Source organism: Micromonospora sp. DT53 (assembly GCF_049841535.1).
Lineage (GTDB): Bacteria > Actinomycetota > Actinomycetes > Mycobacteriales > Micromonosporaceae > Micromonospora.
The window spans coordinates 161,559-182,131 of the sequence record NZ_JBNCKM010000007.1; the positions used below are offsets into that span (position 1 = coordinate 161,559).

General features: G+C 70.7%; 16 protein-coding genes. 4 read left to right on the forward strand and 12 right to left on the reverse strand.

Annotation, left to right across the window (positions count from 1 at the left end; genetic code table 11):
* Positions 1-60: 60 nt before the first annotated feature.
* The 3 genes from ACLQ3B_RS22630 to ACLQ3B_RS22640 are packed head-to-tail and all read right to left on the reverse strand — an operon-like array spanning position 61 to position 2,707.
* Positions 61-720 carry a response regulator gene (locus ACLQ3B_RS22630; RefSeq protein ID WP_425782682.1) on the reverse strand — a complete coding sequence of 220 codons (660 nt, stop codon included), beginning with the start codon at positions 718-720 and terminating at the stop codon, positions 61-63.
* A complete protein-coding gene (locus ACLQ3B_RS22635) occupies positions 717-1,874 on the reverse strand; it encodes a sensor histidine kinase (protein WP_425782683.1) in 1,158 nt (385 codons plus the stop codon). Before ACLQ3B_RS22635 ends, ACLQ3B_RS22630 begins: the two co-directional genes overlap by 4 nt.
* Entirely contained in the window at positions 1,871-2,707 is an 837-nt protein-coding gene (locus ACLQ3B_RS22640; RefSeq protein WP_425782684.1) for a CPBP family intramembrane glutamic endopeptidase, read from the reverse strand. The genes ACLQ3B_RS22635 and ACLQ3B_RS22640 overlap by 4 nt, the downstream gene beginning before the upstream one ends.
* A gap of 449 nt (positions 2,708-3,156) precedes the next feature.
* Here ACLQ3B_RS22640 and ACLQ3B_RS22645 point away from each other — a divergent pair, with 449 nt between their 5' ends.
* Both ACLQ3B_RS22645 and ACLQ3B_RS22650 read left to right on the forward strand, forming a co-directional pair.
* The gene (locus ACLQ3B_RS22645; RefSeq protein WP_425782685.1) at positions 3,157-4,122 is read left to right on the forward strand and encodes a hypothetical protein; all 966 of its coding nucleotides are present in this window, start codon (positions 3,157-3,159) and stop codon (positions 4,120-4,122) included.
* Between the two features lie 86 nt (positions 4,123-4,208).
* Entirely contained in the window at positions 4,209-5,750 is a 1,542-nt protein-coding gene (locus ACLQ3B_RS22650; protein ID WP_425782686.1) for a hypothetical protein, read from the forward strand.
* Here the strand turns inward: ACLQ3B_RS22650 and ACLQ3B_RS22655 are convergent.
* The 8 genes from ACLQ3B_RS22655 to ACLQ3B_RS22690 all read right to left on the reverse strand — a co-directional run bounded on the left by ACLQ3B_RS22655 (position 5,747) and on the right by ACLQ3B_RS22690 (position 16,323).
* Positions 5,747-6,430, reverse strand: coding sequence for a Crp/Fnr family transcriptional regulator (locus ACLQ3B_RS22655; RefSeq protein ID WP_425782687.1), 684 nt, complete (start codon positions 6,428-6,430; stop codon positions 5,747-5,749). The genes ACLQ3B_RS22650 and ACLQ3B_RS22655 overlap by 4 nt on opposite strands.
* Positions 6,431-6,470: 40 nt before the next feature.
* A complete protein-coding gene (locus ACLQ3B_RS22660; RefSeq protein ID WP_425782688.1) occupies positions 6,471-7,601 on the reverse strand; it encodes a hypothetical protein in 1,131 nt (376 codons plus the stop codon).
* Entirely contained in the window at positions 7,598-8,503 is a 906-nt protein-coding gene (locus tag ACLQ3B_RS22665; protein ID WP_425782689.1) for a protein phosphatase 2C domain-containing protein, read from the reverse strand. Before ACLQ3B_RS22665 ends, ACLQ3B_RS22660 begins: the two co-directional genes overlap by 4 nt.
* Positions 8,504-8,835: 332 nt before the next feature.
* Positions 8,836-9,510 carry a vWA domain-containing protein gene (locus ACLQ3B_RS22670; RefSeq protein WP_425782690.1) on the reverse strand — a complete coding sequence of 225 codons (675 nt, stop codon included), beginning with the start codon at positions 9,508-9,510 and terminating at the stop codon, positions 8,836-8,838.
* Between the two features lie 68 nt (positions 9,511-9,578).
* Positions 9,579-11,300 carry a vWA domain-containing protein gene (locus tag ACLQ3B_RS22675; protein ID WP_425782691.1) on the reverse strand — a complete coding sequence of 574 codons (1,722 nt, stop codon included), beginning with the start codon at positions 11,298-11,300 and terminating at the stop codon, positions 9,579-9,581.
* An 11-nt stretch (positions 11,301-11,311) separates the two neighbouring features.
* On the reverse strand, positions 11,312-13,564 hold the full coding sequence (locus ACLQ3B_RS22680) for a hypothetical protein (protein ID WP_425782692.1): 2,253 nt from the start codon (positions 13,562-13,564) through the stop codon (positions 11,312-11,314).
* Positions 13,561-14,331: a hypothetical protein gene (locus tag ACLQ3B_RS22685; RefSeq protein WP_425782693.1), complete on the reverse strand. Its 771-nt coding sequence runs from the start codon at positions 14,329-14,331 to the stop codon at positions 13,561-13,563. The genes ACLQ3B_RS22680 and ACLQ3B_RS22685 overlap by 4 nt, the downstream gene beginning before the upstream one ends.
* Before the next feature lie 237 nt (positions 14,332-14,568).
* Entirely contained in the window at positions 14,569-16,323 is a 1,755-nt protein-coding gene (locus ACLQ3B_RS22690) for a putative baseplate assembly protein (protein ID WP_425782694.1), read from the reverse strand.
* A gap of 173 nt (positions 16,324-16,496) precedes the next feature.
* Between ACLQ3B_RS22690 and ACLQ3B_RS22695 the strand changes: the two genes are divergently transcribed.
* The gene (locus ACLQ3B_RS22695; RefSeq protein ID WP_425782695.1) at positions 16,497-16,907 is read left to right on the forward strand and encodes an effector-associated constant component EACC1; all 411 of its coding nucleotides are present in this window, start codon (positions 16,497-16,499) and stop codon (positions 16,905-16,907) included.
* A complete protein-coding gene (locus ACLQ3B_RS22700) occupies positions 16,904-18,214 on the forward strand; it encodes a caspase, EACC1-associated type (protein WP_425782696.1) in 1,311 nt (436 codons plus the stop codon). The genes ACLQ3B_RS22695 and ACLQ3B_RS22700 overlap by 4 nt, the downstream gene beginning before the upstream one ends.
* A gap of 22 nt (positions 18,215-18,236) precedes the next feature.
* Here the strand turns inward: ACLQ3B_RS22700 and ACLQ3B_RS22705 are convergent, their stop codons facing one another.
* Positions 18,237-20,426, reverse strand: coding sequence for a HelD family protein (locus ACLQ3B_RS22705; RefSeq protein ID WP_425782697.1), 2,190 nt, complete (start codon positions 20,424-20,426; stop codon positions 18,237-18,239).
* Positions 20,427-20,573 lie beyond the last annotated feature (147 nt).

Below are 20,573 nucleotides of genomic sequence, written 5' to 3' on the forward strand. Positions count from 1 at the left end.
GAACATATCCGAGTCGGCTTACGCCTCGCCCCGGCATCCTTGTCTGCCGTTGAGAAGGGGTCAGGTCACCAGGCCCCGGCGGTACGCGTACACCACTGCCTGCACCCGGTCGCGCAGGTCGAGCTTGGTGAGGATGCGGGACACGTACGTCTTGACCGTCTCCTGGCTGATCACCAGGGCCGCGGCGATCTCGCTGTTGGAGAGGCCCTCCGCGATGAGCCGGAGCACCTCCAGCTCGCGCGGGGTCAGCGCGCCGCGGCCCGGGTCACCCTCGGCCGGGCGGATGCGGGCCGCGTACCTGCCCACCAGCTGCCGGGTCACCTCCGGGGCCAGCAGCGCGGCGCCCGTCGCCACCGTGCGGATCCCGTGGAGCAGTTGCGCCGGTGGGGCGTCCTTGAGCAGGAAGCCGCTGGCGCCCGCGCGCAGCGCCTCGTAGACGTACTCGTCGAGGTTGAACGTCGTCACCATGAGGACCTTCACCGGCACGGGGACCCCGGCGCCGGCCAGCAGGCGGGTCGCCTCGATGCCGTCGAGCACCGGCATCCGGACGTCCATCACCACCACATCCGGCCGTAGCCGAACGGCCAGGTCGACTGCCGCGCGCCCGTCGCCGCACTCGCCGACGATCGTCATGTCGGGCTGGGCGTCGATGATCGTCGCGAATCCGGTGCGGATCAGCACCTGATCGTCGCAGACCAGCACCCGGACCGGCGGCGTCACGACGGGTCTCCCGCCGGGATGCGGGCCCGCACGAGGAAGCCGTCGCCGGCCTGCGCGCCCGCGCTGAAGTCGCCACCGAGGGCGGTGACCCGCTCGCGGAGCCCGGCGAGGCCGCGACCGCTGCCCCCCGGGGACGCGCTGTCAGATCCGGAGCCGTCGGTGCTGATCTCCACTGTCGTCTCCCCTTCCCCGTGGTGTACGCGAACCCTGGTCCGGCTGCCGTGCGCGTACTTCAGCGCGTTCGTCAGCGCCTCCTGCACCACCCGGTACGCCACCATCTCAGCGCTGCCGGTGACCGCGGCCGGGGTGCCCTCCCGGACGAACTCGACAGGCTGCCCGGCCTGCCGGGAATGGTCGACGAGGGCGTCCAGGTCGCCGACGGAGGGCGTACGTGGATCGCCTGTGCTGTGGTCCGGGTTGAGGAGGTCGAGCAGCTGCCGCAGGTCGCCGACGGCCCGGCGGCCGGTGCCGGTGATTGCGGTCAAGGTCTGGTCCAGCTTGTCCGGGGCGCCCGTCAGGTAGCGCGCCGCCTCGGCCTGCACGACCATCGCCGTCACGTGGTGGGTGACGACGTCGTGCAGCTCCCGGGCGATGCGCGTGCGCTCCGCGGTACGGGTGGTCTCCTCGACATGGCGGCGGTGTTCCGCCTCGGCGGCCCGGTTCTGGCGCAGCCACGCCCCGATGCCCCACGCGAGCGCCAGCAGCAGGTAGAAGGTGGTGAACCCCGCGACGCCCTCACCCGATCCGAGCCGGTCGAGGGAGATCGCCAGGGGCACGTACGCCGCCGAGGCGAGACCCGCGACAGCCCACCTGCGCCGTTCCAGGTGGGCGCCGGCGCTGATGAGCGCGATGGCCAGTCCCGTACCCGCGATGGTGTGGTAGCCGCGGAGCTGGTCGATCACGAAGCCCAGCGAGACCAGCGCGAGGCAGGCGGCCGGCCACCGACGCCGTACGGCCAACGGCAGGCACTCCAGGGCGAGGACACCGATGGTCAGCGCGTCGTACGGGCGGTCCGGGAGGTCACCGAGCTGCGTACCCTGCTGGTCCAGGGCCGGGACCACTGCCGCGAGGGCGAGGGCCAGGGCGAACGGGAGGTCCCGGACCGTGATCGGCCACTGCCGCCACAGATCCGGGAGCCTCCGGAGCTTGATCACTGGCTGACCATAGTGGTTGCCGGGGCCTGCGCCTCGCGGTGGCGGCGCGGGACGATGTGCCCACGGCGCTTGGCCAGCCACAGGAACACCACGGTCAGCACCACGCCGGCGAGCACCGCGTACAGGCTGCCCTCCGGCCCGAAGTCGCCACCGCTCAGGGCGACCGGCCCCGACGTCGAGGCTTCGAGCAGGCCCTTCGACTCGCCGTTGCCCGAGACCACGACGCTGAAGATGCCGCCGGCGGCGAAGTTCCAGCCGAAGTGCAGGCCGATCGGGACCCACAGGTTCCGGGTGGCGGCGTAGCAGGCGGCCAGCATGAACCCGGCCTCGATGGCGATGGCGGTCGCCCCCCAGAGGGTGGCGTCCGGGTTCGCCAGGTGGATCGCGCCGAACACCACGCCGGTCAGCGCGAGAGCGGTCCAGGTGCCCGTACGTTCCTCGATGATGCGGAACAGCACCCCCCGGAACAGCAGCTCCTCGCTGACGGCGGCGGCCGCCATGAATCCGAGCAGACCCAGCGCTCCCGTCGGAGAACCCCAGTCCTCGAGGTGGTAGCCGCCGAGGAACGCGATGTTGGCGATGACGGCCGCGAACATGGCGAAGCCGATGAGCGTCCCCCGGCCCAGCTTCCGGCCCCAGCCGTCCAGGCCGAGTTCGGTCGGCTCACGGCGTTCGGTGCGCCGCACGACCCACCGGTAGACGACCACGCCCAGCACCGCCGTCACGGCGCCGATGGCCAAGGTGAGGAAGAAGCCGCCCTCGACGGCGGCGACGCTCTGCCCGCCGACGAGGGCGACGACGGCGACGGCGAGAAGCTGTTTGACGAATCGCATGGTGACTCCTTCGCAGACCGTGACCGGAGCGCCGCGGACACGAAGAAACGTATGGTTTTCCGCCGCCGTAGTCGTCACCGTGCGGTGGACACCTGCGGGTAGCTCGCACGGGGGACAGGACCTGTGCAGAGCGTCGCTGCTCGACTCGGCCGCGAGGCCTTCGTCCCTGCCAGCGCCGTCCGGCCTCGCCGCCGCCGGCCGAGCGGGTGTCGTTCCACAGCACGGCGTCGCGAGCCACGGCGCCGTCGGCGTCCACCGTTGCTCCGTGGTTGGTGGGGCGAGTCAGGTGGGCGACGGCGAGTGGGTCGGCCGGACGATCTCGAAGCCCGCGGGTGCCGGTCGTCCGGCGCGTTCGGGGCCGCGACCGGGTCGACACACCAGAAAGCGGCCAGTGAGCACTGTGCGTACGGATGGTGGCCCTGGGTAAGGACGCGCGCCAGGATCGGGCCATGGCAGACAGGTACCGGGCCGTACTGGCGATCGTGGCCGTGGCGAGCGCACCCCCATGGGCTGAACTCACGCGTTCGGTGCTGCCCACCGCCTTCAGGGCGTCCGGTCTGGACTGGCAGGAGGCCGATCACGTCCGATCGGCTCCCGGGCTGCTCGTCGCGGTCCCAGCAGCGGCTGCCGGACGACTGACCGAGGGCTTCGTGCAGGCGCTCGCCGACGCCCTCTCCGAACTGCCCGGGCCGGTGCGCCTGGGTCTCGGCCTTGCCGTCGGCCTGTGCCACCGCGACACCAAGGGCTGGTTCGGGGACGCGGTGACGACCGCCCGCCGGCTCGCCGAGCCGGCGTCGACATCGGCTGCCGTGCGTCTGGCGATCAGCGCAGCGGTGCTCGACGTCGCGGGCGCCGTCGGCGCGGACTACGACGAGGTGGCCGACGCGCAGCCGCCGTACTGGGTTCGTACGGCGAGCGGCAGACCGCTGAGCCCGGCGGCGGTCGTGCCTGGGCGGGTCGCGCCTGCGATGACGGACATCGCCGAGGTGGTGCACACCGTCGCCGAACCGGTCGCGGGGTTCGCCGAACAGTTGCCCCTGATGCTGTCGCCCGATGTCGCGCCTTCCGACGTGCTGGCCTGGATGTATCGGGCCCTCGGCGTGGACAGCCCGCACCTGCTCGACGACCGGCACGGCCGCCGCCTGTTGTCGCGGCTGGTGCGCTGCTACCTGAGGCGGGGCACGGCCAGCGGCCTGACCGAACTGATCGATCTCCGCTACGGAGTGGACGCCGAGGTCGTCGACCCCGGCGGGACGGTCTGGTCCAGCACGTTCCAGGAACCCGTCCGGCAGCCGTCCGCGCCGGTCACGGTGCTCCTCGACACCGACGAGCCGCTCGACGGGCTGGACGAGGTGATCCGATCGGCGCTGCCCGTCGGTGTCGGCTTTCAGGTATCGCGTCGCCAACGTCGGTGACGCGGCTGTTAGCCAAATGGCGTGGTGCACACGTACCGGACCGAGCAGTGTCCCGTAGCAGGTAACCAGGGGAGAGGACAACACGAATGGGCCGGGTAACACTGGCGAGCCTGGGCCCGCTGGGTGACGAGCTCGGTTCCGGCGGCCAGGGCAAGGTCTACGCGCTCCCGCAGTCCCAGTCACCGTCGTTGGTCTACAAGGCGTACTCGGAGGACATGCTCACCGTCCTGGACACGGACGTGCTCACCGCCATGATCGACGTCCCGTCCAGCCTGTCCGCCCACGACCGGCAGGAGCTCTTGGCCGCTGCGGCCTGGCCGCGCGACATCGTCACCGAGAACGATCGCGTCCGAGGGTTCACCATGGCGTTGGTCCCACAGCGATTTCACACCACGCTCAAGTTGCTCAACGAGCGACCCGTGCGCCTCGGCCAAACCCAGCTGCTGCTCAACCCACCGGACTACCTGGATCGGGTAGAACTCCGCATCGACGACCAGTTCCGGTTGGAGTTGCTCGCCGATGTTGCCCGGACAATGCGCCTGTTCCATCGGCTCGGGCTGACGGTAGGTGACCTGTCACCCAACAACCTGATCTACAGCCGTACGGGCAGGCCTCGCTGCCACTTCATCGACTGCGACGCCATGCAACTGAACGGCCGAACGGTCCTGCCTCAGGTGGAGACCACCGACTGGGAGGTGCCGGAAGGCGGCGGTGCGCTCGGCTCCACGGTCAGCGACGCCTACAAGTTCGCCCTCCTCTGCGTGCGGCTGTTCGCCGGCGACCAGAGCACCACCGACCCCTCGGCGCTGCTGCGGGCCGGGCCGGACGTGCACGCCCTGGCCGTACGGGCACTGTCCGGGGATGCGGGCGACCGCCCCGGCCTCGGCAAGTGGGAGAAACAGCTACGAAACGCTCGCCCCGTCCCGGTCGAGCAGACCGTCACGGATACCGTGCCATCGCCGCCCATCAGGACGAGCGTGCCGTCGCCGAGAGCAGCGGTGTCGAGACCGCCCGCCGCGCCGGCCCCCACCCGTCCGCGCCTCACCCGGGCGCGGCGTCGCGGCCTGGTGAAGCTCGTGGTGCTGTCGCTGCTCCTGGGCTACGTCGCCTCGCACACCAACCAGATCGAGTCCACGGCGCGCCAGGTCACCGAAACGCTCTTCGCCGACGACGACGCCGCAGCCCGTGCTCAGGCCGAGTCGATCGCCAGCCTGCTCGCGTCGTCCGCGCCCGTGCGCGACAGTGTCAAGACCGCCGTCGCCAACCTGGCGGCCTGCACAAACGTGAAGCGGTCGGTAACCAACCTCGGCGCTGCCGCGTCGGCCCGGCAGCGATCGCTCACCGCCGCGAACGGACTGCAGATCACCGATCTGCCCAACGGTGCGACGATGAAGGACGAGCTCGTCTCCGCCTTCACGCACTCGAAGGCCGCCGACGACGCGTACCGCCGTTGGGGTCTGAACCTGGGCAAGCAGGGTTGCCGCAAGTCGACGCTCAACGGACCGGATCGCAAGCGGGGCGACAAGGAATCGATTGCGTCCACGAAGGCCAAGCAGCAGTTCGCCGAGTTGTGGAACCAGATCGGACCGGAGTACGGCCACGACCAGGTGTCATATCAGAACATCTAGCCGCCGCCGGCCAGCCGGGCCAGCTCCGCCAGGCGCACCAGCACGATGCGTCGCCGGCCGGTGAGCACCACGTTGTCGTGGCGCCACTCCGCCAGGATGCGACCCAGCGAACGGTGCGACGTGAGGGCCAGCCCGGCGAGGTCGTGCTGGGACAGCGCGAGATCGATGACGATCTCACCCTGGGGCTGCGGGCTGCCGTAGCGCCTGCTCAGATGCAGCAGGAGCGCGGCGAGCCGTTGCTGCGCGGATTCCGCGCCGGACGCGACCCGCGACCGGTCCGCCTCGCGTAGCCGGGCCGAGACCGTGCGGTGTAGAATCGCTGCCACCTCCGGATCGGCGCGCACGAACGGCCCGAACGAGGTTGCGGGCAGCCGCAGCACGTCCACCTCGGTCATCGCGGTCAGCGTCGCCGAGCGCAGCCCGCCGTCCGAACCGGCCAGCTCGCCCACCAACTCGCCGGCGTCGCGCAGGCCAAGGATCGCCTGGTAGCCGTCATGGGCGATCGTCGAGACCTTGACGCAGCCCTTGAGCAGCACAAAGGCGTAGTCGGAGGCGTCGTGCTCACGGATCAGGACCTCGTCGGGGGCATAGTGCCGTCGCGAACCCATCCGCATGAGCGTGGCGCGCTGATCCTCGCTCAGCGCGTACCAGAACGGCTCCCGAGGGTGACCGGACGTCATGCCCTCATCGTAGGGTCCGCCGTCCAGGCCGCCGTACGGCTCAGAACAGGTTCACGATAGAGGTGATCGCGCCGACGACACAGGCGAAGGCCAGCAGGATCACCACCCAGCCGAGCACCGCGGACAACACCGGATGCTTCTGGACGCCTTGCGGAGGGCCGGCCGCCGATGCGGGCTTTGGCGCGACCGGCCGTGGCTGTTGCGCCGAGGCCTGTCCGTGCCGCGTGGACGCCCGCGGTGCGGTCGGCACGTACGCCGTCGACGGAGTTCGTTGCGGTGCAACGGTGGCGGCTTGGCGCGCGGCTGGCGCCTGCCGCGACCCCGGGCGGGACTGCGCTGTCCGCAGGGCGCCCAGCCAGTCGCCCATTGACGGGCGGCGAGTCGAGTTCCCGTCCAGGCTCCGCCGGGCCAGCACCCCCAGATCGCTGGAGACGCCGGCCAACACGGAGGCGTCCTGCCCCATCTGATCCTGGGCGAACAGCCGGATCGCGAGCAGCCCGAACTTGTACGAGTCGGAGGCGGTCGTCGCGATGGGCTCGCGCCCGCGCGCCGGAATGCTCCACTCTGGTGTCTCCACCTGTTCGAGCACGTCCTGGCCGCGCAGTCGCATGGCGTCACAGTCGATGAAGAAGCAGCCGGGGTCACCGATGTCGACGAGGAGGTTGTTCGGGGACAGGTCGCCGACGACGACGTCGAGGCTGTGCAGCCGGGCCATGACGTCAGCGATCGCTTCGAGCAGCCGTAGGCGGATGCCCTCGTCCAGGTGGACACCCTTGCGGTTCAGATATGTCTGCGGATTGAGCAGGTACTGCAGTGCGGCGGGCACGTCGGCGCCGTTCTCGCCCCACGGCATCCGAAACCGGTCGGGGATGCGGCGCATGAGGAAACCGCTCACCTGGCCGCCGTTGACCACGAGCGCCGCCGGCCACGCGGTGTTCTCGCAGAGCCAGCGGCCGCTGCCCCCGTCGAGTTCGGGCACGAAGGCGACCATCCGGCGCAGCGCGTACGGGTCGAAGGACGTCGTCGGCAGGTACTCCTTGTAGGCAGCCTCCCAGCTCACATTGATCTTGACCCGGTCGGTGAAGTACACGATCCCCTGCCCACCATCACCCGCTCGCCGCAGAGGATCCAGTTTCGCCCGGTGCACCTCGGGAACATCGGCGGCCGTCATGCCGATCGGCCCTCGATCCGGTACGGCCAGAGCGCGAACAGGGTCCGGTCGTCGTCCCACGTCTCGAACGAGAAGTCCAGGTCGTTGGCGAACTTCAGCACCGGCGGCACACCGGCGAGCGCCCTGGCGAAGTGGGCGCCGACCGCGTTCTCGCCGTCGCTCAGCGGGTCGCCGAAGCCGTCCGTGCCGACCAGCAGCACCTCCTCGGGGCTGATCAGCCCGGACTTGACGTCGACAGGTGGCACCCGGGGCAGGGCGACGACCGTGTTGCTGATCACCTGCTCGCCTCTGCGGTACTTGGTCGGCGCGAGACACCGGAAACGCCGTGACCGGGTGTTCAGCATCCAGGCGCTGGAGTCACCGGCCTGCACCAGCTGGACCCGTGGTCCGTCCGGCGTCGGCAGCACCAGCCCGGCCACCAGGGTGGTGGCCATCTGCTCCTCCGCGGCGATCCGGTCGATCTTGGGCAGGTCGAGCGAGAGCCGGGCCTGCTCACAGATCTGCCACGCCGCGCTCTCCAGCAACCGCTCCCAGTCAACCTCGTGCTGAGGGCCGTCCAAGCCCGCCGTCATGACGCCGATCGCGGCCCGGCAGGCCGACGTGGCGCCGATGTGTGACAGCGCGGCCTCGCCCACACCGTCGGCGACCGCGAACAACACGGCCCCGCTCGACCGGTGCCAGGCCACGGCGACGTCGTCCTGGCGTGGCTCGCCACCGTAGCGGTGGGAGTAGCCGCGGACCGACGCGGCCCGCACGGTGAAGTCCGGTGTGCTCCACCCATCGACGAGGTAGTCGGGACGGTACGCCGTCGCCGTCGACGGCTTGGGGGCGAACTTGGACATCGGCGGCCCGACGACCACCGGCTCCCACGGGCGGGGGGCCGGCGCGGGTCGCGCGGTCACCCCCGGCGCGGGCCTTCGTTGCGGTGGCGCAGAGGGCCCGGCCGGCGCGCTCAGCCCGAGCGGGCCCGGGCCGGAGGGGTCCACCTGCCTCCCCGCCCCGTGCGGCGAACTCGGGACCCTCACGGGCGGGTTCTCCGGGGTCACTTTCCGCTCGCCGCGATGGACGGCGTCGGCGTTCCCGTGCTGCCTTGCGGCCCGGACCGGAACGGACGACGAATAGGTGCCGTGCCCGGGATGCGGCGGCTGGCCCGGCACCGCCCGTGGCTCCTCGCCCGCTCCGTTGAAGAACCAGCCCAACCCGTTGGCGACCCGTTGCAGAAAGGTAGTCACGGTCAGACCACGTCAATCGCCATCTTGAAGTTCTGCGGCTGCTCCACCACGAGCTCCGGCTGGGCCGACCCCACCGTGCGCCCGGACTTCACGATGCTCCTGGTGAGCGCCGCACAGAACTTGGCGATCTCGGCACCCAGGTCCGACCCGGTCGAGACGAAGGCGTACTCCTGCTTGGTCGCCACGTCCAGCATGGTCTGCGGCTTCACGTCGCCGATCCCGCAGGCGATGATGTTCGGCGCGGCCTTCGTGACGTTCTGGTCGACCAGCTGGTCGCGGATCTTGCGCCAACCGCGGCCGTCGGTGGGCTGGCCGTCACTGAGGAAGAACACGGCCGGACGGTGTACGACGTATCCCTGGCCCTTGAGGGAGGCCACGTCGGCGGGGATGCGGGCGCGAAGATCTTCGAAGACCTTGCCGTACCGGGTGCCGCCGCGCGCCACCAGCTGCGGCAGCTCGTTCTCGTGTCGCAGATCCGCCATCGTCAGGCGCGCCTGCACGTCATCGGAGAACCCGAGGATGGTGATCCGCACCTTGGCGGCAGCCATCGGCTCGCCGAGCAGCACGCCGTGCAGCTGTGCCAGGCCGTCGTTGAGGTCGTCGATGTAGTCGTTCATCGAGAAGGACTCGTCGGCCACCATGTATACCGGGAGCAGGTTCCCGCTGTTCTCCGCCATCTCATCAACTCGCTCTCCCCGGCACGGGGCCGGATGGGATCAGGTTCTGCCGACGACCGTCGGCAGGGTCAGGAAGGCGCGGCCACACGGAAGTGCGGCGGCAGCTCGAATTCAAGGTCGGGTGCGCCAGCCAGCAACGTGCGGCCGTACGTCACCAGGCAGCGCGTCAAGGCGTCCCAGTAGTCGACGATCGCCGTCCGGACGTCGGCGTCGGCCGTCGCCACGTACCCGAACTCGGGCTTGCTGGCCACCGCGGCGATCAGCCCGGCCGTCGCCCCGCCCACGCCGCACGCCACGATCTGCGGGGCGTACCGGTGGGTGGCCGGGTCGGTCAACCTGGCGTACGGCGTCTGCCAGATGCCCTCGTCGGCCGGCGGCGCCGCGGCGAGCAGGAACACCAACGGTCGGCGGACCGTGATGCCCTGCGCCTTGAGCCCGTCCACGTCGGGGGAGATCCGGCCGTACAGCGTCTCGAACGCGTTGGCATAGCTCGCCGGTCCCCGCGAGGTCAGCCACGGCACCGACGTGTTCGCGTCGACGGCGGCCATCGACAACCGGGCGGCGACCTGGTCGGCGAAGCCCAGCACGGAGAGCCGGATCGCCGGGGCGATGTCGGCAGCGCGGCGCAGGCCGTCGAGCAGCCGCTGCAGCCCGTCACCCAGGTCGTCGAGGTAGGGAGCTGCCCCGCTGGACTCGTCGACCAGCAGGTAGACCGGCTGAACGCCGTCGGTGGGCCCCCACACCTTGGTCTTCGGGTCCTGCTCCAGCACAACCTGCTCGCGCGGCGGCGGACCGGCCGTCGTGGCCGGGACGGCGGGACCGGCGGCTCCGGACGGTGGCAGCACGGCCGGCTGTTGCCACGTGCCTGGCCCGGTGATCGCGCCCGCCGTGCCGGGCAGGCCGTACGCCTGGGCCGCGCCCTGCACGAACGGCTGGAACTGGCCGGGTTGTACGACGCCCTTGTCCATCATGAACTTGATGAACTCGGTGGTGCGCTGACCGTGCGAGTCCTGCGCCGTGAGCATCGCGCGCTCGTGTTCCAGCAGCATGCTGGTCACCCGCTCGGTGTCCTCGGGGTGCCGGATCAGGTGTTCCCGGGCCATGTCGGCGGCGGTGAACCCGCGGCTGCCCAGCGCTTGGCGTTCGTTCTCCAGCGCGCTGAGCCGGCTGGCCTGCACCAGCCCCTCCCGCTCGACGCGTTGCCGTTCCCGCTGCAGCTCGACCCGGTGCTGGTCGGCGTCGGTGTCCAGGGCCCGCCGCGCGTCACGGCGGGTCCGCAGGTAGACGGCGGTCGCGTCATCCGGCCGCAGGTGGGGCGTCAACTCGAAGATGGTGATGCCGTCCGGCAGCGGCACCGCGATGGCGAACTCGCGCCGGATGGCCTGCTCCGCCGCGCTCGGACTCTCGACGTCGAACCGGCTGGTGACCGTCTCGAGGGCGCGGCCCAGAAAGGTGTAGACGACCGGGAGGGCGTCGCGGATGTTGCGCCGGACGATCTCGCACGGGTCGTGTACCCGGAAGCCGACATTCACCGTCGCGATGAAGTGGTGGCCGTCGCTGGTGCGCAGCGGTGTGCTCGCCAGCTCCGCGGTACGGCGGTGGTCGCCCAGGTCCACGTCGTACCGGGTGCGGCACTCGGTGAACAGCCGCTGACTGAGCGACAGTGTGCGGCCGGAGAAGAAGACCAGCTCACCCGAGGCCGTCGAGTAGACGGCGGCCACACTCGGATCGCGGTTGGGCTCGGGTCGGAATCCGCGCTGGACGGGTGTCTGATTCTGGATGAGTGGCACGGAGTTGATCATCAGGACCCGTTCCTCTTCGCGAGTTCGGCTTCGACGGCGTACGCGGTGAGCGTCTTGGGTTGCAGGTTGTCCGGTGCCAGCCACTGGCTCAGATGGGAGCGCAGGTTCAGCTCGACAGCGTCGAATCGGCCCACCGTGCCGGGCAGCGCGGCCAGCATGTTCGCGAGCGCGGTACGCACGCCGGCGTCGGCCTCGGCCAGATCGGCCCAGCGAGCGAGCACCCGGGCCGTGCCGTCGGCCAGCAGGCCGGACTGGATCACGCGGTGCCACATCGCGAGCAGTTTGTCGCGCAGCTCGGTGCGCTGGTCGGCGAGGAACAGCAGCATCGGCCAGGTGCCGCCACCCCCGGCGGGCTCCACTGTGAGGTTCTCGGCCAACGCCAGGAAGACGAACGTGCCGCTGAGGGCGCGGCGGTCGTCGAACAACCAGCTGCCGGCGCGGCGCAACACCCGCGTGGCGTTGCCCGCCTCGTCGACCAACAGCAGGTCGGCCAGGCTGTCGGCGATGCTCTGCGCCACCCGGCGGTCGTCGATCGTGGTGAGGCGCTCCAACGCGTTCAGCGCGCGGTCGGGGTCGTGAACGCCCAGCGCCGTGCCCCACACCCGCGCTGCGGTCGCCTGGCCGAGGCGGTTGTTGTCGTTGCCGTACCAGCCAGCCACCACCGCCTCGACGAGCGGGCGCATCCGGACGTTGCCGGCCGGCACACTCAGGGCATTGGCCGCCACGTCGCGCAGCCAGAACTTCTTGTCGACGCCCATCATCGCCATGGTGTGGCGGTGCACGAAGTCGAACGCCTGTTTGGCGAAGACCCCAATGGCGGTGGCGGTCCAGATCCGCACGTCCTCCGACGGATTGTCGGCCAGGTCGCGTAGCCACCGCAGCAACGGGACCTGGATCCGGTACTCGCACCAGACGCGGGTCAGGATGGCTGAGGCGTAGTCCTCGCCGACGTACTCCATCACCTCGGCCGGCGTGGCGCCGAACGGCCCGCGCACCGTCGTGGTGCGGACCCGGGCGCGGAGCAGCCGCAGCAACTCACCCCGGGTCGCCGCGAACGGGTCCCGCCAGGGTGGCCGGGGGTTGTCGCCGCCCGCGCCGTCGTGCGGGCCGTCCAGAGTTTCGGCGAGGCGTCCAGCGGCGTGCACGACCATCTCGTACGGCAGACCGTTGAGCACCGCCAGGGCGATGGCCAGGCATCGGGTCTGCACATCGGGCAACCCACCGAACCAGATCTCGAAGTCCTCGGTGGCGCGCTCGGCCCAGCGGCGCTTCAGCCGCGTCAGGTCGACGGTGGCACCGTCCAACTCCTGACCGATCATCACCGCGAGGTCGGCGGCGGCCTTCATCGACTGGTCCGCGCCGAACACCCGATCGGCGAACTCGGCCAGTTCGGGCTCGGCGAGCAGTCGTTCGGCCGTGGCCTGCGGCTTGTTGAGGGACCACGCCAGGTGCGCGGCGAGCACGGCGGTCTGCGACCGCGGCGGCGGGAGCGTGACGACGTACGTGGTGAGGTCCGGATCGCCCAGCGGCGTGTCGGCGGTGACCGTCAGCACCAGCCGCGCGTCGATCGCCGCGAGCCGGGTCTCGAGCTGCTGCAGGACCCAGGCGGAGATCTGATCCCAGGCGAGCGGTTCGCAGAGCAGAAACCCCGCGGCGCGGGGGAGCGGATCGTCGCTCTTGGTGTCGGTGTCCAACCAGTGACCCAGGCGGCGCAGGTCGACGTTGCGGTCGAGGTTGAAGATGCGGCGGTCGGGCGGCGACTGCAGCAGTTTGATCGCCGCGGCGACCTTGCCGTGGCCAGGCCCCGCGCGCAACACGATGACGTGCCGATCGCCGACGGTGCCACGGACAGCATCCCAGCCGTCGGGGGCGACGAACGCGTGCCGTACCGGCTCACTCATCCAGGTCGCGAGGGCCTGCAGCGGTGCGGGCTCCGCGTCGCCCAGGGCGAACACCAATTTGTCGCCGCCGACCATGTCCCCGGCGACCTTGACCCGGGCGTTCTCGATGCTGCGCTGTCGCTGACGCCCGGCGCGACCCTCGACCCGGGAGGCGTCGGGGTCGGCCGAGTCGACAGTGGTCTTGAGGAAGCCGTCGACGGTGGCGTCGGGCAGTACCGGCGTCTGCGCGGGTGGCTGTGTGGAGGCGGGCGGCTCGGCGGTCGTGTCGGGCACCGGAGCCGCCGCAGCGGCGGGAGCGGGGGCGGCGGCGGGAGCGGGCGCGGCGGCGGGAGCGGGCGACGGGGCCGTCACTGGGCACCTCCGTTGACGATCTTGTCGCCGCCGACCTGATCGCCCTTCACCTCGATCTTGGTGTTGCCCTGGAAGACGAACCCGCTCCGGGTGGCCTTCTTCTTGGGCTTGGGCTTCGGTTTCTTCGGCTCGGTGCCGGTCGGCGCCGGAGTGGGTGCCGGAGTGGGTGCCGGCGTCACTCCCGGCGGGTAGGAGTAGCCGGGCACCTGGACCCAGGCGGTCTCGCCACGCAACTCCTTCGCGTCGATCGCGACGCGTTCGAAGGTCGACGAGTCGACCGACCGGTAGTCGTGCCGGATGACCTCGTCGAAGACCTGCCGGGACACGATCAGCGCCAGGTTCACCTGGTCCGCGGCGGCGGCGAGCGCGGCCTTGAGCGGCGGCGCGTCGACGAGCCGCGCGGTGGTGTTCACCGCCGCGCCCACCCAACCCTCACCGTCGTGCTCACACATCCCCTGGTGGATCGCCACGCGAAGCCGGATCCGGGCGATCGCGGAGCTGGTGCGCGCCTTCTCTCGCAGGCCGTAGTCGAGCTCGCGGACGAACCGACCGGCGAGTTCGAGCACCGACACGTCGGGGTCGACCATCAGGATGCCGTCGCCGCGGTCCTCCTGGTCGATGCGGCCGGGGTCGAGACCAGCCTCGGTCAGCGCGGTGCGGACCACCTGATACAGGTCGGCACGCACCTGCCGCTGGACGGGGTTGGGTCGGTCGCCGAAACGCTCGATGTCGACGAGCGCGACCGCATGAAAGGCCGCTTCGGCCATGCCGCATCCTCCGAGAAAAGAACTGCCATGTCGGATAGCACTGTGAGCAGTGCGCCAGGCAATGAACAGGCCATCTGGCATGCTCGACGGCCTTCCGGACTGGTGACGCGGATTTCAACCTAGGCGGATGCCGTCATTCTCGCGTTCCGCTACAAGAACATTACGGAGAGCACGATCGGCCGATGGCGTCTCTGCCGGGCTGAATACGTCCGTCCCTTTTGGTGCCTGCCAGCACCCTCAGACGACTCGAACCCGATGACCGACCGACAGGGGCAGGGCCGTCGAGGCGAGAGGAATGACCGTCTGGGTCGCGCCGCGAGTGCCGGCCACCGGATCCACTGGCGATATCGCGATACGGACGCAGTCCTGGACACCGGGCAGCGAGAAGACCAATTTCTTGATCGTCGACTCGTGCACCGCCCCACCGAACGGCCAACCCATGCCGTCCTCGCCACCGGTTATCGGGTGCAGGAACGCGTACAGGGCCTGTTCGACGCGGGCCCGCACGTCCACAGGACCGGCCCCAGCCACCGCAGCGACCTCGACATCCACCTCGATGCCCTGATACTGCGGGGGCATCAGATGAAGCCGGGTGGTGAGCAGCCGACGCTCGTCGAGGTACGTCCGCACCGTCTCGAACGTCGCCACGCTCGGCCGCAGGTCGGCGAGGGACGGCCGGTCCTGTTGTGCCTGGGACGGCGTGGCCACGAGCAGCAGCTGAACGCCGCCGGACTGCGCGTCGGCGACGCAGCGCACTCGGGCCAGCGACGAGTCGGCCTGCGTGGCGAGTTGCTCGTGGTCAGCCGGGGTGACCGCCCGGTCAACGGCCTTCAGCAGGCCGGGGGCCCGCTGCCAGAGGTCCGCCTCGGTCTCCGCGTCGCTCCCGCCCGTCGCCGGATACCGGTTCGCCACCCGTACGCCGGACAGGTGCGTGTCGAGCCTGCGCAGCGTCCAGGCCGGAACGTTGCCGGCCGCGCCGCCGCCTGTCCAGTAGTGGCGGACGCGGACCAGCGCCCCCGCCGACGGCACCGGGCCGACAGCTCGGCGCGACCCGTCGGGACCGACCACTGCCGGTGGGAAGACGATGTCTCCGGCCGCCACGTCGTACCGGACGTGGTGGTCGTCCGGGCTGCTCTCCGCGAAGGAGTCGACCGGCTTCCAGGACTGCCAGCCGTCGCCGTGCGAGGTTTCCACCACCGGCACCTGGCCGGGTACGACGGTGGGCCGTTCCCGCAGACGAAAGCGCTGGCCAGCGGTGCCATCACTGATGCCGAGGGGCTCCTCGGCGATGCGGCGGGCGTGCACGGCGACGACGACCGCCGCGACCGTCCGCGCTCGCACCGCACCAGACACGCGCCCGCCGGGCAGGCGTAACCACGCCGCCTCCACCCCGCCCCGACGATCTCGGACGTGGGTGGGCGGCATCTCCAGCAACAGCCCGTCGTCCGGTACGGACTGGCGCCGGCACGCCTGCCACTGCCTGCCGTCCCAGAACTCGCCCGACAGGGCACCGGTCACGCCGAACAGCTCCACCGTCGTCCCGTCGCCCGGCTCGGCCAGGCCAACGAGCAGCCCGGTCGGGTCGTCCTCCAGCACGTGGACCACCCGGTTGGGGACCACCCGCAGGTCTCGCACCGTCGTGAACAGCGGTGTGCCCGCGTCGCTCCCGACCTCGGTGCCGGCGGGAACGTCGAGCGCGGCGGTCAGTGGCGTGTCGAAGGTGAGGTACACGTGGGCCTGTGCGGCGCGAGGCCCCCGCAGTCGCAGGCCGATCAGCTCCAACAGCGGCTGGCGCAGGCGCTCGGACAGCTCGCCGAGCCGGTCGTGCAGGTGATCGACGAGGTGGGCGGCCGACACCAGCACGGCGTCTTCCGCCGAGCTGATCGGACGACTCGCCCCCGCGTCGGTGAGACGCCGGCGTAGCTCGGCGCGGGCCTGCTCGACGAGATCGGGAAAGCGGCGATCGTCGAAGAGGAGTCGTCGGTCGGTCATCCGTTCTCCGCCTTTCTTCCGCAAGGCGCCGGGTCTGACGCGAGGCGCCGGGCCGAAAGGGTTCTGTCGCATCACCGACGGGACCGGGATAGTCACCCGCAGATGATGTAAGCACGCAATTGCTCGGTCCGTCGACTGTGGGGTGAGGCGTGGTGCGCAATTCCGTCCGATCGGTGGTGCTGACTCCTGAGGACCTCTCTCTGGAGCCGGGAGATTGGCAGTGGGGTGAACAGAGTCGCACGCTCGTCCGCCTGCTGCGGGCGTACGACCTTGACGTCCGGCAGCAGGGACGGCCGCCGGAGGCCGGCGACAAGGGCCTTGCCTCCGAGATCATCCTGGCGCTCGGCGCGTCCGGCACGGTCGGCGCGGCCACGACCGTTCTGCTCAACTGGCTGACCGCGCGCAGCACCCGGCGGCTGACGCTGACCGTGGGCGAGGGCGCGGACGGACGGACGGTGCAGGTGGTCGGCGAGGGATTGAGCGACAGCTCGATGCGAGCCGCCCTGATCGCCGTGCTCGGCCGCCCGGAGACCACGGACGATGCCCGCGGGGACACACCCGCCGAGCTGCCGCCCGGCGAATGAAGCCTGATCGCCGGTACCGCGCTCTGCTGTTCGGCAACTGGGAGTTTCCGCGTGAGCCGGACATGTTCCCGAAACTCGCCGGGCCGGCGACCGACGTGGAACGGCTGCGCGAGGCGCTGACCGACCGGGAGTGCGGCCTGCATCGCCCCGCGGACGTCATCGTGCGCAGGAATCTCGAGAGCCTTGCGATGCGCCAGGAGATCGAGGTGTTCCTCAAGGACGGCAAGCCTGACCAGCAACTGCTGATCTACTACTCCGGGCACGGGTGGACGGAGGATGACGGCGAGCTGTACCTGTGTGCCCGCGACACGACCCGCAGGGCCATCCAGAGCACGACGGTCAGCACCGCCGTCCTGGCCGGTCAGGCGCAGGCGAGCCACGCCTCCGCCAAGATCGTCGTGTTGGACTGCTGCCAGTCCGGCAACTACCGGTTCAAGGGGGCGGCATCCGGCCGGGAGTTCGACGGTAAGGGGGTCGCCGCGCTGACCAGCTCTCAGCCCGATCGGCCGAGCCGCGACGCGCTCGCCCCGAACCAGCCCAGCCAGTTCACCGGCCACCTCATCGCTGGGCTGTCCGGCGCGGCCACGGGACGTGACGGCTTCCTGCTGCTGGACGACGTCTACGACTATGTGCACGAGCGCATGAAGGACGAGGGCGCGATCCGGCCCACGTACAGCAACAAGCTCATCGGACTGGTGGCGCTGGGCCGCACTCGGACCACCCGTGACGCAACCGTCGATCGTGCCGCCGAACGACTGAACGAGGCCGTGCGGCTGGAACGGGTCAACCGGGTTGCGGCGGTAGCGGCGCTGCGCCGGCTCAGCGAGGACCGCAGCGGCTGGGGAACCCTCGCCGCCATGCGACTCGGTCAGTTGGCGACGGCCGACGGGGACGACGCCACGGCCGCGGAGGCGTACGCCAAGGTGGTCGAGGCCGGGGACCCACGCTGGGCCGGCGAGGCCGCATGCCGTCGGGGCACTCGGCTGGCCGCCCTGGGCGAAGCCGGCCGCGCCGAACAGGCCTGGCGTCAGGCGGTCGAGTTGGACGACGCGCGTTGGTCGCCGATCGCGGCCCGCGAGTTGGCACGCCTGCTCTGCGCCGACCCGGCGACGAGGTCGGCCGGCCTCGCCTACTACCGTCAGGCGCTGACCAGCCTGGACGATCCCTCTCTGGTACTCGAGGCCGGCGACGCGCTGCGCGAGGTCGGTCGGCACGATGACGCCCGAGCGCTCTACCGACGCCTGGCCGGTCGGCCGGACCCACCCTGGGCGTCAACGGGCGCCGAACGGTTGTCCGGGCTTCCGTAGTGCGCGGCGAGCGCCTGTTCTGTCATGGGCGCGGCGGCTGCTCCGTGAGTATCAGCTGGCCGAGTTCCTGGGTGCATCGGGTGAGCGCGACGTAGAGACCGTTCCAGCCGCGCGGTTCGGCGGCGATGCCCTGCGGGTCGATGAGGAGCGTCGCGTCCCATTCCAATCCCTTGGACTGGTTCGCGGTGAGCACGGGCACATCATCCAGCACGCCCAGGAGTTCGGCGATGCGGCCCGCGGGGGCGATGACGCCGACCGTGCCGCCGTGCCACCGTTGCCGCAACTGCCGCACCGCGTCGACGGCGGCACCGGAAAGCTCGGCGGGCGCGATCGAGAGCTCCCAGGGGACGACACCGGAGGAGCGTACGGCTCGTGGCGGCGCGTTGTGGCTGCCGGCCGCCTTCAGGACCGGTCCGGTGAGGTCCATGACCTCGCGCGGGGTCCGGTAGCAGATGGTGAGTTCCGCGGCGGTCCAGCGGTCTCCGAGAACGGCCCGCACCGCTTCTGCCCAACTGGCGTGTCGGTGCGCCGCCTCGGCTTGGTCGATGTCGCCGACCGCGGTGATGGAGCGACTGGGGCAACGCCGTAGCACCATGTGCCACTGCATTTCGGAGAGTTCCTGCGCTTCATCGACGACGACGTGGCCATACACCCAGCCGCGCTGCCGGCGAGCGCGGTCGGCGACGAACTCGCCAGGTGGTCGTGGTGCGTCGACCTCGCCGAGCAGGTCGGCGAGCGCGTCGAGCAGCGGGATGTCGCTCGCCGCCCAGGCGGCGGGCTCGGCCGCGACGGCGGCGACCTCCTCTGGTGACAGTTGCGGGGCGAACCGGGCCAGCAGGGTGCGGTCGGTCAGGAGATCACCCAGCAGGGCGCCGGCGTCGAGGGTGGGCCACCAGGCCTCGATGAAACGGGCGATGGTGGCGTTCTCGGCGATACGACGACGAAGCTGCTCGGTCTCCTCCTCGGAGAGCAATCCGTCGATGTCGCTGCCGGTGGACGTCCGGGCGGAGTGGTGGTCGTGCCCCATGCTCCTGTCGACGCGGGCGAGAATGTCCTCGAAGCCCTCCTCCATCTCGTTCATCAGCGCCTCGCGCTGCTCGGCGACGACATCGGCAAGCAGATGGTGCAACTGCTCGGCGAAGGCCGCGCGGGCTCGGTGGTACGGGCGTCCCGGCACCGCCGAGGCGAGCGCCTGCGCCACTGTTTCGGCGGGGATGACGTAGAACTCGCCCTCCCAGCGCAGCTTCAGCTCGCGGGGCCGGGGGCGCAGCGACGCGACGTAGCTTTCGAGCGCGGGCTGCCAGAGGGCCCGGCCCTTGATCTCGGCGAGAAGCCGGCTCTCGTCGCGACCTACCTGGATGTCGGCCAGCAGGGTGTCGCAGGTCGCCGAGACGACGGCGGTCTCACCGAGCGCGGGAAGCACCTGGGCGATGTACTGGAGGAACCGCGGCGAGGGGCCGAGCACCAGGACCGCCTGCTCGGCGATCTTTCGGTGGGTGAACAGCAGGTACGCGACGCGGTGCAGCGCGACCACGGTCTTGCCCGTGCCGGGACCGCCCTGAACGATCAGCGGGCCGGTCGCCTCAGCCCGGACGATGTCGTCCTGTTCGCGTTGCAGCGTGGAGATCGCCGTCGACATCTGGCCGGTGCGGCGCTTGTCGAGGGCGGCCAGTAGAGCGCCTTCCCCGACGAGTTCCGCCGTCATGGTCCCGTCCAGTGGCTCGTCGTCCACGCCGACGACCGTCGATCCCGTCGTGCGGATGTGCCGCCGCCGTGCCTGACCCTGTGGGTCGACAGCCGTCGCGGTGTAGAAGGGTCGAGCTGCGGGAGCGCGCCAGTCCACAAGCAGTGGCTCACTGCCCTCGGCGTCGTCGCGGAGACCGACCCGGCCCACGTGTCGCACGGTGCCGTCGAGGCCGTCGAGGCGGCCGAAGACCAGCCCTTCCCTTGCTCGCAGCAACTCCTCGTGCTGCTGGCGGAGCATGCGCTGCCGGGCCTGCTCCAACGTGTCCAGGGCCTCCGACGAAAGCTCGGCCTGTAGGTGGTCGGCCAGCCGGTCGCGCCGGGCCGTGGCCAGGTCCAGAAACGCCTGCTCCTCGGCGACGGCGGATCGGAGCGCGACGCCCTCGGCGGTAGAGGTCGGCAGGTGGCCGTCAGGTGTCACGTCGCCGACGCCAGCAGTGTCGTTGTGGAGAGCAGACTTCCGGCGCATTCGCAGATCCTTGTATCGGGGTAACCCTCGGCCCGGATGAGCCGCAGCGCATTCGGCGGCAAGCATAGGGTCGATGCCCCTCTCCAACCAGGAAATCCGCCGGCAGAGATCGGTATCTCAATGCCTTGCAGTTTCGGGGATGCTTGT

Bases quoted from the DNA above. Each gene is read 5' to 3' on its own strand.
- ACLQ3B_RS22640 (WP_425782684.1), bottom strand. From the start codon at position 2,707: ATGCGATTCGTCAAACAGCTTCTCGCCGTCGCCGTCGTCGCCCTCGTC.
- ACLQ3B_RS22645 (WP_425782685.1), top strand. From the start codon at position 3,157: ATGGCAGACAGGTACCGGGCCGTACTGGCGATCGTGGCCGTGGCGAGC.
- ACLQ3B_RS22650 (WP_425782686.1), top strand. From the start codon at position 4,209: ATGGGCCGGGTAACACTGGCGAGCCTGGGCCCGCTGGGTGACGAGCTC.
- ACLQ3B_RS22655 (WP_425782687.1), bottom strand. From the start codon at position 6,430: ATGACGTCCGGTCACCCTCGGGAGCCGTTCTGGTACGCGCTGAGCGAG.
- ACLQ3B_RS22660 (WP_425782688.1), bottom strand. From the start codon at position 7,601: ATGACGGCCGCCGATGTTCCCGAGGTGCACCGGGCGAAACTGGATCCT.
- ACLQ3B_RS22670 (WP_425782690.1), bottom strand. From the start codon at position 9,510: ATGGCGGAGAACAGCGGGAACCTGCTCCCGGTATACATGGTGGCCGAC.
- ACLQ3B_RS22685 (WP_425782693.1), bottom strand. From the start codon at position 14,331: ATGGCCGAAGCGGCCTTTCATGCGGTCGCGCTCGTCGACATCGAGCGT.
- ACLQ3B_RS22690 (WP_425782694.1), bottom strand. From the start codon at position 16,323: ATGACCGACCGACGACTCCTCTTCGACGATCGCCGCTTTCCCGATCTC.
- ACLQ3B_RS22700 (WP_425782696.1), top strand. From the start codon at position 16,904: ATGAAGCCTGATCGCCGGTACCGCGCTCTGCTGTTCGGCAACTGGGAG.
- ACLQ3B_RS22705 (WP_425782697.1), bottom strand. From the start codon at position 20,426: ATGCGCCGGAAGTCTGCTCTCCACAACGACACTGCTGGCGTCGGCGAC.